The sequence below is a fragment of the Streptomyces sp. NPDC058371 genome, from assembly GCF_042723265.1.
Classification (GTDB): domain Bacteria; phylum Actinomycetota; class Actinomycetes; order Streptomycetales; family Streptomycetaceae; genus Streptomyces.
In genome coordinates, this window is sequence record NZ_JBHXJC010000001.1 from 1,444,877 (window position 1) to 1,459,143 (window position 14,267).

General features: G+C 68.5%; 14 protein-coding genes and 1 pseudogene. 5 read left to right on the top strand and 10 right to left on the bottom strand.

The annotated features are described in order from the left end of the window. Window positions 1-8 precede the first annotated feature (8 nt). Entirely contained in the window at window positions 9-716 is a 708-nt protein-coding gene (locus ACFWM2_RS06330) for a TetR/AcrR family transcriptional regulator (protein ID WP_383273560.1), read from the top strand. A gap of 52 nt (window positions 717-768) precedes the next feature. On the opposite strand, the gene ACFWM2_RS06335 is transcribed toward ACFWM2_RS06330, so the two are convergent. From ACFWM2_RS06335 to ACFWM2_RS06370, 8 genes are all read right to left on the bottom strand, one after another. Beyond that, window positions 769-2,562 (bottom strand): CocE/NonD family hydrolase, encoded by a 1,794-nt coding sequence (locus ACFWM2_RS06335; RefSeq protein ID WP_383273562.1) that lies wholly within the window; start codon window positions 2,560-2,562, stop codon window positions 769-771. Window positions 2,563-2,594: 32 nt separating this feature from the next. Continuing rightward, window positions 2,595-3,323 (bottom strand): acetate uptake transporter, encoded by a 729-nt coding sequence (locus ACFWM2_RS06340; RefSeq protein ID WP_383273564.1) that lies wholly within the window; start codon window positions 3,321-3,323, stop codon window positions 2,595-2,597. A gap of 682 nt (window positions 3,324-4,005) precedes the next feature. Beyond that, window positions 4,006-4,629: a TetR/AcrR family transcriptional regulator gene (locus ACFWM2_RS06345; RefSeq protein WP_383273566.1), complete on the bottom strand. Its 624-nt coding sequence runs from the start codon at window positions 4,627-4,629 to the stop codon at window positions 4,006-4,008. Window positions 4,630-4,654: 25 nt separating this feature from the next. After that, window positions 4,655-6,001 (bottom strand): phenylacetate--CoA ligase PaaK, encoded by a 1,347-nt coding sequence (gene paaK, locus ACFWM2_RS06350; protein WP_383273568.1) that lies wholly within the window; start codon window positions 5,999-6,001, stop codon window positions 4,655-4,657. An 877-nt stretch (window positions 6,002-6,878) separates the two neighbouring features. Then, complete coding sequence (locus tag ACFWM2_RS06355; protein WP_383273570.1) at window positions 6,879-7,565, bottom strand: TetR/AcrR family transcriptional regulator; 687 nt, start codon at window positions 7,563-7,565, stop codon at window positions 6,879-6,881. 125 nt (window positions 7,566-7,690) lie between these two features. Further along, window positions 7,691-7,840, bottom strand: a complete 150-nt coding sequence (locus tag ACFWM2_RS06360) for a hypothetical protein (protein WP_383273572.1) — start codon at window positions 7,838-7,840, stop codon at window positions 7,691-7,693. Window positions 7,841-7,904: 64 nt separating this feature from the next. Then, window positions 7,905-8,726: an SgcJ/EcaC family oxidoreductase gene (locus ACFWM2_RS06365; protein WP_383273574.1), complete on the bottom strand. Its 822-nt coding sequence runs from the start codon at window positions 8,724-8,726 to the stop codon at window positions 7,905-7,907. Window positions 8,727-8,731: 5 nt separating this feature from the next. Further along, window positions 8,732-9,310: a hypothetical protein gene (locus tag ACFWM2_RS06370; protein ID WP_383273576.1), complete on the bottom strand. Its 579-nt coding sequence runs from the start codon at window positions 9,308-9,310 to the stop codon at window positions 8,732-8,734. Between the two features lie 187 nt (window positions 9,311-9,497). Here ACFWM2_RS06370 and ACFWM2_RS06375 point away from each other — a divergent pair, with 187 nt between their 5' ends. Both ACFWM2_RS06375 and ACFWM2_RS06380 read left to right on the top strand, forming a co-directional pair. Beyond that, window positions 9,498-9,644, top strand: a complete 147-nt coding sequence (locus tag ACFWM2_RS06375; protein ID WP_383274256.1) for a hypothetical protein — start codon at window positions 9,498-9,500, stop codon at window positions 9,642-9,644. Beyond that, window positions 9,607-9,831 carry an XdhC family protein gene (locus tag ACFWM2_RS06380; RefSeq protein WP_383273578.1) on the top strand — a complete coding sequence of 75 codons (225 nt, stop codon included), beginning with the start codon at window positions 9,607-9,609 and terminating at the stop codon, window positions 9,829-9,831. The genes ACFWM2_RS06375 and ACFWM2_RS06380 overlap by 38 nt, the downstream gene beginning before the upstream one ends. A gap of 176 nt (window positions 9,832-10,007) precedes the next feature. Here the strand turns inward: ACFWM2_RS06380 and ACFWM2_RS06385 are convergent, their stop codons facing one another. Then, the gene (locus ACFWM2_RS06385; RefSeq protein WP_383273580.1) at window positions 10,008-10,427 is read right to left on the bottom strand and encodes a molybdopterin-binding protein; all 420 of its coding nucleotides are present in this window, start codon (window positions 10,425-10,427) and stop codon (window positions 10,008-10,010) included. Between the two features lie 553 nt (window positions 10,428-10,980). On the opposite strand from ACFWM2_RS06385, the pseudogene ACFWM2_RS06390 reads away from it, so the two are divergent. Beyond that, a pseudogene (locus ACFWM2_RS06390) lies at window positions 10,981-11,078 on the top strand (aminopeptidase); the annotation flags it as partial. A gap of 118 nt (window positions 11,079-11,196) precedes the next feature. On the opposite strand, the gene ACFWM2_RS06395 reads toward ACFWM2_RS06390, so the two are convergent. Beyond that, window positions 11,197-12,720 (bottom strand): alpha/beta hydrolase, encoded by a 1,524-nt coding sequence (locus tag ACFWM2_RS06395; RefSeq protein WP_383273582.1) that lies wholly within the window; start codon window positions 12,718-12,720, stop codon window positions 11,197-11,199. A gap of 645 nt (window positions 12,721-13,365) precedes the next feature. Here ACFWM2_RS06395 and ACFWM2_RS06400 point away from each other — a divergent pair. Next, complete coding sequence (locus tag ACFWM2_RS06400; RefSeq protein WP_383273584.1) at window positions 13,366-14,226, top strand: MBL fold metallo-hydrolase; 861 nt, start codon at window positions 13,366-13,368, stop codon at window positions 14,224-14,226. The last annotated feature ends 41 nt before the right edge of the window (window positions 14,227-14,267 follow it).

The following is a 14,267-nucleotide window of genomic DNA, read 5'->3' on the forward strand; positions in this document are numbered from 1 at the left end:
CGGCAAACATGCCGAGTGAGTCCGAAGGCACCGGAGGACGCCGGGCCAGTGACCGCGGCCGGTACGGCAGGCTGAGCAGGGAGCGCGTACTGGCCTCCGCACTGGAGGTGGTCGACCGCGACGGGCTGTCCGGGCTGAGCATGCGCAAGCTCGGGGCGGAACTGGGGGTCGAGGCGATGGCCCTCTATCGGTACGCCCGCGGGAAGGGCGCCCTGCTGGACGGACTGGTCGAGGCGTTCTGTCTGGAACTGGAAGGGGACCTGGCGGTGGCCTCCGGGAAGGGGGCGACGGACGACTGGGCGCAGGAACTGCACCGCGTCGCCCTTGCCACCTACCAGGTCGCGCTGCGTCACCCGCACGTGGTGCCGCTGCTGGCTACCCGGCTGCTGTCCACACCGCTGGCCCGCCGTCCCGCGGCCGTGCTGCGCAGCGATGAACGCGTGTTGGCCCTGCTGCACGACGCGGGGTTCGAGAACGGCCGCACAGTGGCCGTGCACCGCGCGTTCACCGCCTGGCTGCTCGGGTACCTCCTGGTGGAACTGCGGGCCATGGACGACGAGCCCGACGAGCCGGACCCGGCGTTCCGGCTGGGGCTGCACCGCATCTCCGCCCAGGAACTGCCCCGACTCCGGACCGTCGCCCCCTCCATGGCCGAGCGGGGCGGCCCCGCAGGACTCTCCGCCGGCCTGGAGGCCCTCCTCGACGACTACCGCTGAAAAAGCACCCGGAGCCGGACCGGCCGATCAGCTGCCGGTCTCGGCACCGTGTTCAGGAGGACGGTCCCCAGTCGTCACGGCTCGGAGTGGCCGAACTGGGCGCCGTCAGCGGCAGGTTGACGAATGACGCTGCCTGTGGGGAGCGTTCGATGGTGTAGATGCCACCGGCCAGGTCGGCCCGTTGCTGCGGGGTGGGGGCGACGGGGAAATGGAAGTTGGCCGGCGGCTGGCTGTTGACGGTGATCTGGAGCCTGTAACCGGCCGGGATCTTGGTGAAGTTGGACAGCAGGGAGATGTCGTACCGGGTGGTCTGGCCAGGTGTCACCGAGTGCTGTGACGCCTGGGTGAAGGGGTGACTGGGCTTGAGCAGGGCAGTGTTCCCGCCGTACCAGCTCTCCTTGGTGTCCACGGCGCGTTGGCTGCCCAGGAGGATTCCGTCGGCTTGCTTGGTCACCGTCCCGTCCGGGGCCACGATGTTCAGCGTGGCGGTCAGTTCGGCCTCCGTGGTCGTCGACTTGGCGTAGAGGGTGACGTCGGTCGGCCCGTCGAGCAGGGCCGCGTTGGTGAGTGGGGCGGTGGTGTACGTCAGTGTGTTCGCCGCGGTCGCCGTACTCCAGGAGAGAGTGTCGCTTCCTTGATCTGCCGGTTTGGCGGAGGTGAGGGAGCCGTTGCCGAGGTAGTAGGTCCGGGCGTCCGAGGACAGCGGCCATGCGGCGCTGTCGGCCCAGGCGTTCGCGCCGTTCTCGAACAGGTGCAGCGGTGCTTTCGTGGCGGCCATGCCGGTCGGCGCGTTCTTGAGCCAGGTGTCGAACCACTCCAGGCGGATGGCCTGCAGCGTTGCCTCGTCGACATGCTCTCCGTGCGTCCAGGGCCCGACGATCGCCTGGTACCGGCCGGTGACGGGTTCACCCGCAGTGATCGGAGCGGTCAGCGGCCGGTGGAAGTAGGAGTTCTGCGCAGCCAGGTAGGCGCCGAGGTTTCCGCCGGGAAAGAGATCGTTCCAGCCGGCCTCGGTCAGCGCGGGAATGTCGTTGTTCACGATCCGCGGCATGAGCTTCTGGACGTTCAGGGACTGCCAGTACGCATCGTTGTACAAGCGTGAACCGCCCGAGGCCTGCTGGGCGATGGTCACGGACTGCGGGTCGGTGGCAGGGTCGTCCTCGGGGCCACGCGGCTCGGCCTGGGCGATGTTGGCCACGAAGGTGGTGGGGATGCCGCCATTGGCGGTGAGGTCGTTGTAGAAGTCCGAGTCGGTGCAGAACGGCGCGATGGCTTTCAGCGCGGAGTTCCTTTCCACGGCCGCCGCGGTGAACCACTGGTTCACCCCGAGGTAGGAACAACCCTCGAGCCCCACCTTGCCGTTGGACCCGGACAGAGTGCGCGCCGCCCAGTCGACGAGGTCGGCTCCGTCCTTGCCCTGCCGGTCGCCGAACCAGTCGACCTGGCCCCCGGATTCACCGGTGCCGCGGACCGCGGAGGCCACGTAGATGTAGCCGCGCTGCACGAAGTACGTGCCATTGTCGGCAGGGTCGGAGCGCCCCGTGCCGTAGGGACTCTGCGTCACGAGCACGGGGAAGGTGCCCGGTGCGCGCGCGCCGGTGCTCGGATCGGTCGGATAGACGACTTCGACGGCGATCTTCACGCCGTCATCCATGACGACGGTGGTGTGGACAGGCCGGCTCGGCGCGTAGGAGGCCGTCGGCGGCTGCCAGGTGGTGGCTCCTGCGGGGAGGGCCGTGCTTGTCGTCTGTCCTGCGGCCACGAGCAGGAGCACGGCGGAAGCGCTGCTCAGTACGGAGGCCGTGTGGGGCAGTCTGAAGCGGGCTCTGGTCTTGGGCTTCTTCATGCGGGTTCCTTGAGGTTGGTGACGGTTTCGCGTCACGCTGCGTGAGGAACAGGACCGGTCTGCTGGGCGCGGTTCAGGGCGAAGAGCGGGAACACCGTGCGTCCGCGCACCTCGTTGGTCAGCTCCGCCATGACCAGATAGAAGGCGACAGCGGCCAGCAGGATCTCGATGTAGCCCGCGGTGTGCAGCACCGACTCGCTCGGAACACCCCCGCTCGAAGCGCCCAGATAGGCGATCACCAGCAGAACGATCGTCAGCGTCAGCAAGGCGAACGCAGTCACGGTCACCGCGTTCGTGCCCAGACTGGCGACGGCGAAGACCACCGTGACGACGAGCCACGCGACGAGGAACAGCCCCAGTGACTGCATCACCGCATGTCCGCCCTGAGCCGCCGCGGCCTCCGCTGACGCTCCGCCGGCCTTTGCCGCGGCCGCCGCAGCTCCTGCGATGTGGGGTGCTGCCCAGAACTCGATGACGGTGTAGCCGAGCCAGAACGCCCCGTAGGCCGTCAGGAAGGCGGCCGCGAACGTCGCGCCGGCGGCCAGGGCGAAGAAGCCCGCGACGAGTTGGACGATGCCGCCGTAGAAGAAGGTGCCGGCCAGCACGATCGTGCCGTCGGCCGCGTCGACGATGCCGGCGGTGTGCAGGCCCAGGATGAGCGAGCACCAGGCGAACCCAGCTGCTCCTACCGCTGTTGCGTGACCGATATGGGACGTGGTGCCAGTCGCGACCGGCAGTTTTTGGGCGTCGGAAAGCGTCACTTCAGTCACAGTGATCACCCTTCAGAAATGTCGACAGCGGGTGCATCCGGCCCCTTTGGTCAACCGAATGGTCGGTAGTTTGTGGAGGGCGGTTAGGGCTGTCAAGGGATCGAACCGAAGTGGAAAACGGGGTTGATGCCGCCTCGACCCAGGCCGTCGACGGCCGAGTGGCGGGGAGGGGAAGGGCTTCTACGCCGGCCCCCTGGATGCGGATCTATGGGCATCGTCCCTGGTGGGGCGGGGTTCCGCCGTCCCGGCCGGAGTGGCGAAGCGGACGATGGCCCGGCCGCCCGGGAGAGCGGTGTCGCAGGGCTTCACGCGCGGCAGAAACTGGAGATATATTCTCCATAACGGGGGGCGGTGGTGTCCTCGGGAGCCGCCGCCGACGCTCATCCACTGCCGCCGACGCTCACTCACCGCGGAGAACGCCCACCGCCCGGGACGACTCTGCGCTGGGAGCCGGTGACGTATGCGGTGTCCGCCGTTCGTGCGCTCGGTCGGCCCTGGGTTCTTCAACGGGTCACGTCACGCGGCTGCCCCGCTGGCCGTCCAGCTATTGGGCAACCGCGACTGACGGTGCACGCGAGAGCGCGTCACCGTACTTCCGGCGTTCGTCTGCTGCGCACCGAGGCAGCAGGGCATCGGGGTGCGCCCCGGTGGGGTCGAAGGGGGAGTGGTCCGGTCAGCGCGGCGAACGGTCACGCAACCCGTCGAACACCACCGCGGTCAGCGCGTCCGCCAGCGCGGCAGCCGGCAGTCCGCCCTCGGGCCGGTACCACTCGATGAGCGAGTTGACCGTGCCGAACAGCAGACGACTGGCCAGGTGTGGATCGATGTCGCTGCGCACACCGCCCTCGGCGGCGGCCTGAGCCACGAGTTCGGCCACCCGGTGGTCCAGCTCGCGGCGGCGCTCCAGCGCCCGCTGTTCGACTGCGCTGTTGCCGCGCACGCGCAGCAGGAGGGTGACGAACGGCAGCTCGGCCACCAGGACCTCGACGCTGCGGTGCACGATGTGCTCGAGGCGTGCGGTGGCGGTGAGCGCGGGGGAGCGGTCCTCGTCGTCGAGGGTGGCGAACAGGGCGTCCAGCGCACGGCCCACCGCGAGATCGAGCAACTCGTCCTTGCCCGAGACGTGGTGATAGATGCTGGACTTGCTCAGACCCAGGCGCTTGGCCAGCTCTTCCATGCTGGTGCCGTCGTAACCGCGCTCATTGAAGACGGTGACAGCGACCTGTAGTACGGAGTCACGGTCATAGGCAGGGCGGCTACGAGGCCCAGTGGAGCGCTGCACGGATGTTCTACTCATGCCTCCATTCTGACAAGGTCTGCATTCACAGGCGGCGAAGATCCCTCACCCGCTGAATCTTGCCCACGGAGCGCTCCAGGGTTTCCGGGTCGACGATCATCACGTCGACGGTCACGCCGACGCCGTCCTTGACCCCTTGTGCGATCGACCGGGCGGCGTTCTCCCGCTGCACCACGTCGGTGCCAGGACGCGCCTCGACGCGGACGGTCATGTGGTCCATCCGGCCACGCTTGGCCAGCTCGATCTGGAAGTGCGGAGCGACGCCCGGGATCCGCAGCACGATTTCCTCGATCTGGCTGGGGAAGATGTTCACCCCGCGCAGAATGATCATGTCGTCGCAGCGGCCGGTGATCTTCTGGATACGGCGGAAGGCGGGCCGTGCCGTACCGGGCAGCAACCGTGTGAGGTCGCGGGTGCGGTAGCGGATGATCGGCAGCGCTTCCTTGGTCAGGGAGGTGAACACCAGCTCACCTTCATCTCCCGGGGCCATCACGGTGTCCGTGAGCGGGTCGACGACCTCGGGGTAGAAGTGGTCCTCCCACACATGCAGCCCGTCCTTGGTCTCGACACATTCCTGTGCCACGCCCGGGCCGATCACTTCGGACAGGCCGTAGATGTCGACCGCGTGCAGGTCCATGCGCTCCTCGAGCTCGCGGCGCATCGCCTCCGTCCACGGTTCCGCTCCGAAGATCCCCACCTTCAGTGACGTGGAGCGCGGATCGATGCCCTGCTTCTCGAAGTCGTCGAGGAGGGTGAGCATGTACGACGGTGTGACCATGATGATCTCCGGCTTGAAGTCCTGGATGATCTGGACCTGCCGTGCCGTCATGCCGCCCGAAGCCGGAACGACCGTGCATCCCGCCCGCTCGGCACCGTAGTGCGCACCGAGTCCGCCGGTGAACAGGCCGTAGCCGTAGGAGATGTGCACCTTGTGCCCGGGGCGGCCGCCGGCGGCCCGTATCGACCGGGCGACCACGTCGGCCCACATCGACAGGTCGTTCTCGGTGTACCCCACCACCGTGGGCCGGCCGGTGGTGCCGCTGGAGGCGTGGATGCGCCGGACGTCCGCCATCGGGACCGCGAACATGCCGAACGGATACGTCTCGCGCAGATCCGCCTTGGTGGTGAAAGGGAACCGGACCAGGTCCTCGAGCGAACGGCAGTCGTCGGGCCGTACGCCGGCCTCGTCGAACTTCCGCCGGTAGAGCTCCACTTGGGCGTACGCATGGTGGAGCGTGGCCCGCAGGCGGTCCAGTTGGAGTTCCTTGAGCTGCTTGGAGTCGAGTTGCTCACCGTCGTCCAGCAGTTCCTGGGGGAGCGGCTGCCCCCTGCGGGAACCCATGGCCACGCCGGCCGTCGGCTCGCTGCTCATTGCGACTCCTTCGTCGTCGTTGGGCTGCTGAGGCTGAGCCCGCGATGTGCCACGCACGACGGCTCTTCCGGGCTCATGGCTGTTGAACGCACAGACCAAGGCACGGTCCGCACGCGTGCATGTATCCGAGGGGCGATTCGATGTCCGTTGACCTTTGTGGGGCACGGTCACCCGGAGCGCGCCGGTGCTGCAACGTTTTCGCGCAGCTGGACTGCGAGCCCCTGAGGCGCCTGGACGGCGGTGAACAACAACTCCACCGTCACGCCGAAGTTCTGCGTCAGTCGTCACCGCCCGTGTACTGACCGAACATTCGGTTAGCGTGCGGCCAAGTAACCCAGCATCACCAGCGCCTGTCAAGAGGGGCCGCGGATGCTCCGCACCGCCATGCGGGCGGGGGTCCGCCATGGCAGGAGGGGCCTCGGATGCCGCATCAAGTACCCGTACGGGAGCTGTCGATTGCGCGAGGCTTTCCCGGCCCTTTAAATGGAGGTAAGTTCTCCACTAGAGGGGTGGCGCGCCCGAATCGGTGATCCGTCCGCCCGCGCGCTCGCCGTCTGGGCAGTCACTCCTACCTGCTGCACACCCCTGCACCGAGACGACGCTGCCTTGGCCACTGTCCCCTCGGGGCTCATCACTTGAGGCGCAACTGCTGCCCCGCCGCTCGGGCCTCCGCGTCCGTCGCCAAGCCGTCTGTTCACGAGGGCCGTGGGGCGAAGGTGGCCTTCCTGCGCGAACACCTCGTGCTGCTGCCGCGGAAGACCCTGATCCTGCACGTCACCATCGGCGCGAACATCGCCTGCGGCTGACTCGGCGTGATGTCGGTGGTGTGGTGGGAAGGCGGGACTCTGTTGTTGGCCTGCTGGGAGACCCCGGCTGGCTACTCCGGCCCCGGCTCGGGCCTGACCAGTCCCATCAGCTGCTCGACGTTCTCGTTGCTCAGGCTCGGCGTCGTCAGCGGCGGATTGTCGGGGCGTTCACGCAGACCGTTGAGAAGGACCTCGATGTAGCGCCGCCAGATTTCCGGACGCGTCCCCCGGGTGAACTGCGCCGCGCTGCTGAGCATGTGCTGGATCACCGGGATGTCGGAAGCCGTGACTTCCGGCCGCAGTTGGCCGCTTTCCTGTGCTCGCCGGACCAGCGCCTCAAGGAAGGGGATCATTCCGGCGCGGGTCGTCTCGATGGGGCCCGAGCTGTGACTGCCGAGCATGACCGCTTCGTGCAGTCCCCGGTTCTCGGCCAGGTCAGCGGACATTTCCATGAGGAAGTCGACGAGCCCCTGCCATGGATCGGGGTGGGTGAGAGCCCGTTGCGCGGACTCCATGCGCCCCTCCGCGTCCTGCTCGAAGACGGCACGGATCAGAGCTTCCTTGGTGGGGAAGCGGCGATACAGGGTGCCGACGCCGACCCCGGCATGCCGGGCCACATCGTCGAGGGTGACATTCAGCCCCCGCTCGCCGAAGACCTCACGTGCCGCACGCAGTACGCGCTCCCGGTTGAGAGCGGCATCGCGCCTCAACGGGCGTCCACCCTCCGCCGCGCTCTCAGCCCGCGAACTCTCGGTCATGACCATATGGTAACCCTGTTGATCATGACTAATGGCTCCTGATCCACCGCGCTCCGTGGCCTCCCGCGCGGCTGCGCCGCGGGATCGGTCCGGCTCGGTGTGCACGTGGGCCGCAGTTCGGAAGGTCAGCCGACCGGGTCGGCCTCGTCGTGGCGGCCCTGGCCCCGGAGTACGCCGGCCGGCGTGTCCCAACTGTCGACGGAGTCGGGGTGGTCCGGGCGCCGCCGACTTGAACCGTGCTCGCCGTGTTCGCCGTGGTCGTCGGAAGATGCCACTCCGCGGTGTCCCGCGCCCGTGCCCGGGCGGTGAACCGGGCACGGGCCGGGGACCGGGGCGGGGTCAGCTGCTGGCCGTGGCGGGCGGGGGCTTGGGGCCGCCGAAGCCGTGTTCCGAGAGGTCGAACCAGTTGCCCTCGGGGTCCATGGCCCGGTATTCGGCGAAGGGACGGTTGGTGAAGCGTTCGGCCGGCTTCGGGGTGCCCGCAGCGACCAGGGACTCCGATGTGGCCGCCGTATCGGCGATGTGGAAGCCGAAGTGGTTCATGCCCACCGGGGTGTCGCCGTCGAGCTGATGCTTGATCAGGGCGAGGGAGAGGTAGCCGTCGGAGAGGAAGCAACTGCCGTCGGGGTCACGGTGGAAGAGTTCCATCGCGAAGACCGAGGTGTAGAAGTCGGCCAGTTTCTCGGGGTCTCGGGCGACTATCGCCAGGTGGCGCAGGGCGGGGCGGGCCGGCTCGGGCGTGGTGGGCTCCGGCACGTCGGCGCTCTCCTTCGGGATGGCCGGGATCATGTTGTGGAACGCGGTGATCCGCCAGTCGCCGGTGTCGGTCCGTTCCACCACCGCCAGGGCATGCGTCGTGGCCAGAGTCGCGCCGTCGGGGGTCCGGATCGTCGACGTCGCCTCGACCGTCGCGAGGCCGGGACGCAGGTGACGGACGGCAACGACCTGGGCGTCCAGGCGAGTTGACGCGTACAGGGTGCGGAACAGGCGGTCGTGGCCCGCCTCGATGCCCGCGCGTCCCGGCGGCTTGTCTCCTCGTACGGTCGTGAAGTCGCAGTCGGGGGAGAAGTTCGAGGCGAAAAGGGCGGCGTCGCCCGCCGCCCACGCGCGGGACATCGTCGCCCACAGGGCGCGGAGGGCGGCGTCATCGGTCGTCGTCATGCCGGTCACACCCCCGCCGTGGTTCTGGTGCGGACGCGCAGGGGGAGTTCGGTGCAGGGACTTCCGGGGGACGCCGCACGGGGTGGGGCCCATGCCGCCAGTGAGTGGTAGTAGGCGTCGGCCCTGCGTTCCAGGTAGCAGATGATGTTGATCGGCCAGGTCGTGTTGCCGAACATGTGGTGGTCCATGGGGGTCGGGCGCTCGCTGAGGACGAAGTCGCGTTCGTGCGGGGGGCCTATGCGGTGCCAGTCGGGGTGCATATGGATGGAGCCCAGCAGGTCCAGGCCGAGGGCGTCGGCTTCCCTTGAGGCCGTGAGGAGGTCGCGCGAGTCGATCCACCAGGCCCGGTGCTCGTTCTCGTAGGCCGGTCCGAAGCGGGGCACGATCGTCTCGCTGAACTCGACGCGGGCCGCCGGATCCGTGGTGCGGGCGTTACGGCCGAAGGCGACGCGCTCGACGTGCAGCGTGCTGCGGTCGGCGCTGCCCATGAGCAGCGCGAAGCAGGGGAGGGGGGCCTCAGGGGTGATGAGCTGATACTCACCGACCGCCGCGGTGAGGAACGCGTCGAGCGCCTGATGGTCCATCAGAACTGTTGGGGGAGCGCAACAGTGCTCGTCCGATAAGTTCGAAAAGTCGACTGAGGGCGACATGTTGACCTGGCTCCAATGCTCGTGGGGGGTACGAGAGGGGAGCGTAGGGCAAATACTTGAAGTCTTCAGTACTTTGTTCGGAACGTGGGGATATCCCTATCCGGGAGGAGCCGCTGACCTGGTGATTTCGGGTCGGATGCTGCTCCTTGAACGGTTCGCGTACGCCGCGCAGGGTGCCGGCGAACTGCTGGCGGGCCGCCCCGCTGTCGCCTGTCCTGCCGTGCTCAGCCGTGAGCCCGACCTCGACATGCCCCGTGCTCAGCCCTGAGCCCGACCTCGACGTCCCCTCGCTGCGCGCTGCCGTGGCCGGTGGCATCCCGCACGTCAGCGCGCTCGGTTCACGACGTACCCAGGCCCGCCGCGCCTCGGCCCTGGTGCAGGCGGGGCTCGACGAGGCGGAACTGGGGCGTATTCACGGCCCGATCGGACTCGACCTCGACGCCCGCACCCGGTAGAGACGGCCCTGACCATCTGCGCCGAGAACCTCGCCGCGCTCGACCGGCGCCCGGCCGCCACGCTCCGCGAAGGCGACGGGCCGATCAACGCCTGACGTACGCGGCGACAGGGAGAAGTGCAGTCCCGTCGTGCGGGACTGCACTCGTGCCGTGCGGGTCGGGCCCGCATGGTCGGGTCAGACGGCCGCGAGGGAGACCTCGGTCGACTTGATCAGGGCCACGACGGAAGAACCGGTGGTCAGGCCGAGGTCGGTGACGGCGTCCTTCGTGATCGCGGACGTCAGTTCGCCGCCCGGGATGGTGACCTTGACGGAGGCCATGGCGCCGCCGGTGGCGATGTCGCTGACGGTGCCGGGGAGCTGGTTGCGGATGGACAGGCCCTTGACCGCGGCGGTGGCGAGCGAGATCTCGGTCGACTTGACCAGGGCGCGGACGGCGGAGCCCTCGGCGAGGCCGAGTTCCTTGACGGCTTCCAGCGTGATGGCCGCGGTGATGTCCTGACCGCCGTCGAGTCGGACCTTGACGGTCGCCATGACCTCGCCCGGCGTGACGGAGGTGACGGTGCCGGGGATCTGGTTACGGATGCTCAAGCTCATGACGTACGGCCTCACTGGGAAAGTTGCGGATTGTCTAGATTTGGGCCTGCTGTGCGGCCTACCGTAGCCCGACAGGTCGCAGCCGTTTCGCGACCTGCCGCATCCGCCAGGCGCGGGGGCGGGGGGAGCTCGCAGTTACGGGCTGCCCGAAGGCCACGAGTCCTTCGGCCCCCGTGGCCCTGAAAGTTGGGACCTCTGGCCTCGTCAGGAACCCGGCACCGCGGACGTTGCCCCACAAGGCCACTTCTCCTTCGCGAGGTGAGTCCCTCGGCGGAAGCCGGCCGGCCCCTGGGGTGGCATCTGCGGATCGAGAGGAGCCCGGTGGTGGCCGTTCTGGTCGTGCAGCACGTGCCGACGGAGGGTCCGTGCGCGATCGGCGTGGCGCTGGAGGCGGCCGGGCTGGAGCTGCGGGTGTACCGAGTGTGGGCGGGCGACGTGCTGCCGCGTGACCTGTCCGGGGTCGAGGCGCTGGTGGTGCCGGGCGGGCCGATGTCGGCGTACAGCGACGACGGTTTCCCCACCCGGCAGGCGGAGTTGGGACTGCTGCGAACGGACCACGCACTACTGGCACAAGCGGATCGTGCGGTCGGGCCAAACGCCTTGCTGCCCTACCGGGAGAACCCGCCGGACCGGGTCATCGGCGAGGACGACCAGTGTGGCGTCGCACGAATGTCCGCCCGAAGTCGGCCTCGTGCAGTGTCCGCCGGCTTCCTGTGCGGTGGTGGGCGTGGCGGGGGCCGGTGGTGACGCGGTGGGCCCCCGCCCGTGGTCAGCCGGCCGGCTCGGGCAGGGGCGACGCGGCGCACTCCAGGTCCGCATGGCGACCGCGTGTGCGCGTGGGCAGCTCACCGGTGGTGAGGTACGCGGCGATGTGCGCGTCCACGCAGGTGTTACTGCCCGGCGTGGCACCGTTGTTGATGCCTCCCGGCACGCTGATCAGCGAGGAGCGGGGGAAGCGTGCCCGCACTTCGAGGCTCCCCTCAAAGGGCGTGGCGCCGTCCAGTGTCTCGTCGAGCAGAAGGGCGCCGGTGACCCGCGAACCGTCCACGTCAACGGGCGTACCGGCCTCGGCACCCCAGGTCCGGCACGGCGCGTTGAACCAGGTGTTGCCCCAGGTCGTGGTCGGTGCCTGTACGGCCGCGGCCTCGGAGTCCGCCTTCCAGCGCGCCGGGTCCGACGGCCAGGGTGCGTCGGTGCACACTTCGGCGAGCAGGGCCGCGTAGACGTTGTCGTTTCCGCGTTGGAGGAACTGGTCGAACAGCGTCTTCACCGTCGCGCCGTCACCGTCGCCCACCCAGCCCGAGAACGCTGACCCCAGGATTGGCCAGGTGGCCTGGAAGTAGGGGGCTGTCAGGAAGAGGTCGATCCACTCGTCCGGTCCGATCAGTCCGGCGGCGGGCTCCGTAGCCAGTGCGGCCACAGTCTTGTCCCATGTGTCTGCCACGGCCGTGCGGGTGGCGCCGAGGTGGTAGACGTCGTCGTGTGCGGCGAGCCAGTCGAACCAGATCCCGAGATTGCGTTCCAACGGGGCGTCCTGGTCGAAGGATCCGGCGTAGTACCAGACACGGCGAGGATCGACGTTGCTGTCCAGAACCATCCGGCGGATGCGCTGCGGGTGGAGTGTTGCGTAGACCTGGGCGACGTACGTGCCGTAGGAGTGCGCGTACACGCTCACCTGCGAGACACCGAGTGCTGCACGCACGCTTTCCATGTCCGCGGCGGTGTCGGTGGTCTTCATGTGGTCCAGCAGTGCCGACTGGCTTTCCGTTTCGCAGGCCTGCGCGTACCCCTGAGTCCGGCTCAACCAGGCCTGCTCGTCAGCCTTCGAGGCCGGTTCGTACGGCGGACGGTTGTAGGTGAAGTAGTCGGGCTCGCAGGTCAGGGCAGGGACGCTGGGCGCGAGACCGCGGCGGGCGAACCCCACCCAGTCGTACGCCGCCCCGGCGTCGTCCGGCAGCCGGGCGCCCTGGAGCGGGTCGGTGTATCCGGAGCCTCCAAGCGGGTTGGGAGCGGCGAGTACAACGCCCTGGTACTGGCTGTCCGGGACCGTGTGCCTGATTCGGGACAGCGCGAGTGTGATCTTTCTGCCGTCGGAATCGGCGTAGTCGAGCGGCACTTCGAGCGTGCCGCATTCGGCGTTGCCCGCGACCAGGGTTGGGTCCGTGCACGCGCCCCAAGCGATCGTGGGAGCACTAGGGGCGGTTGCTGCGGTCGCTGCGGTGGCTAATGGCGCGGCCGGTATCGCCAGCACCAGAAACGTGCCCGTGGCCAGTGCGGCCAGCAGTCGTCTCACCGGTCAAACTCCTTGCTCGGAGGGGTGGTTCGAGCGACGCTGGCAAGCACGGCCTGTACCTGTGGCAGCCTTGACGATCTTTTTGGATAGGAAAGTGATCCCGGACGGGCTCACTGCGGGCCAGGCCCGGTCTCCTGCCTGCTGCCCGCCCGGGGGTGGGCTCAGGCCGGTAGAGGCTCCGCCGCAGTAAATCCGGCATGTACTGCGGTAGGCAGGCATCGGAGCCACTCGACCCGTGGCTCGCAGCAGTGCGTCGTGGGCCTCGGCCGCGGTCGGTACCTCGGTCACATGGCTCTGCGCCGGGATCTGCTGGGGACCCTGGTCGGCGACGATTGCCGTGTCCTGGGTATCGCTGCTGGTCACAAGCGCCTCTTGAACTCTCTGCGCGCGCCCGGGCCAGTCGGCCGGAGACGCGCTGAGCAAAGCCGATCCGCCACAAGGTGCGATAACGAAATCCGGGCGTCGGGCTGAGGCCGACCAAGCCGGTCGTCGGGTTGCGGATCCGATGCGGGCCCGGAGGATGGGTCTTGGAAATCGGGTGGGCGGCTCATCGAGTCCCCAGCCCCTGGGTTCGGCGGCCCTTACGCCCGGCCAGCCCCGTGGGCCGGCCTGGATCTCTCAACGAGAGTGGAAGGAAACCACGACATGGCGGAAGCCACATCGGCTCTGCAGTACGAGACTTTGTGCATGCGCCGGTCGGGTCTGACCCGCGATCTGCCGCCCGGCACGGAAGAGCTCCAGTGGGTGGTCAACACCGCCACGTTGATCCTGGGGGAGCGGGACGCCGTGCTGGTCGACACGTTCCTCACGGTCGAACAGAACCAGCAGCTCGTCGACTGGGTGAAGGCGCACGACCGCAATCTCACCTACGTCTACATCACGCACGGCCATGGCGACCACGGCTTCGGCGTGAAGCAGCTCCTTGAGGCATTTCCCGAGGCCAAGGCGGTCTCGACTGCCGCAGCCGTGGCCAAGGCGAGGTTCGAGGGCACACCGCCCTACGTCGATACCTTCTGGGCCTCGCGCTTTCCGGGACAGGTCCCGCTGCCGCAGGTGTTCCCGGAGGCCCTGGACGGCGACACCTTCACCCTCGAAGGGCACCCGCTGCGGGCGGTCGAGACCGGCTTCACCGACTGCGAGGGCAGCACCGCGCTGTGGGTGGCGGACTTACGGCTCGTCGTGGCCGGCGATGTTGCCTACAACGGCATCCACCAGTACCTGGGCGAGACCACTACCGGCTCGCGCGAGGAGTGGATGCGCGCCACCGACACGCTTGCCGCACTGGACCCCGCCTTCGTCGTCGCCGGCCATAAGAACCCTGACCTGCCCGACGACCCGAAGATCCTGGCAGAGACCAAGAAGTACCTGGCGGACTTCAACCGGCTCGACACCGAGACCCACACCGCGGCCGAACTGTACGAGGCGATGCTCGAGCTGTACCCGAACCGAGCCAACCCCGGCTCCCTCTGGGGCGGAGCGAAGCGGGCCAAGGCGCCCTCGCAGTAGCGTCACGCCCCGGCCAACCGCAACGACCGCTACAAGAACCG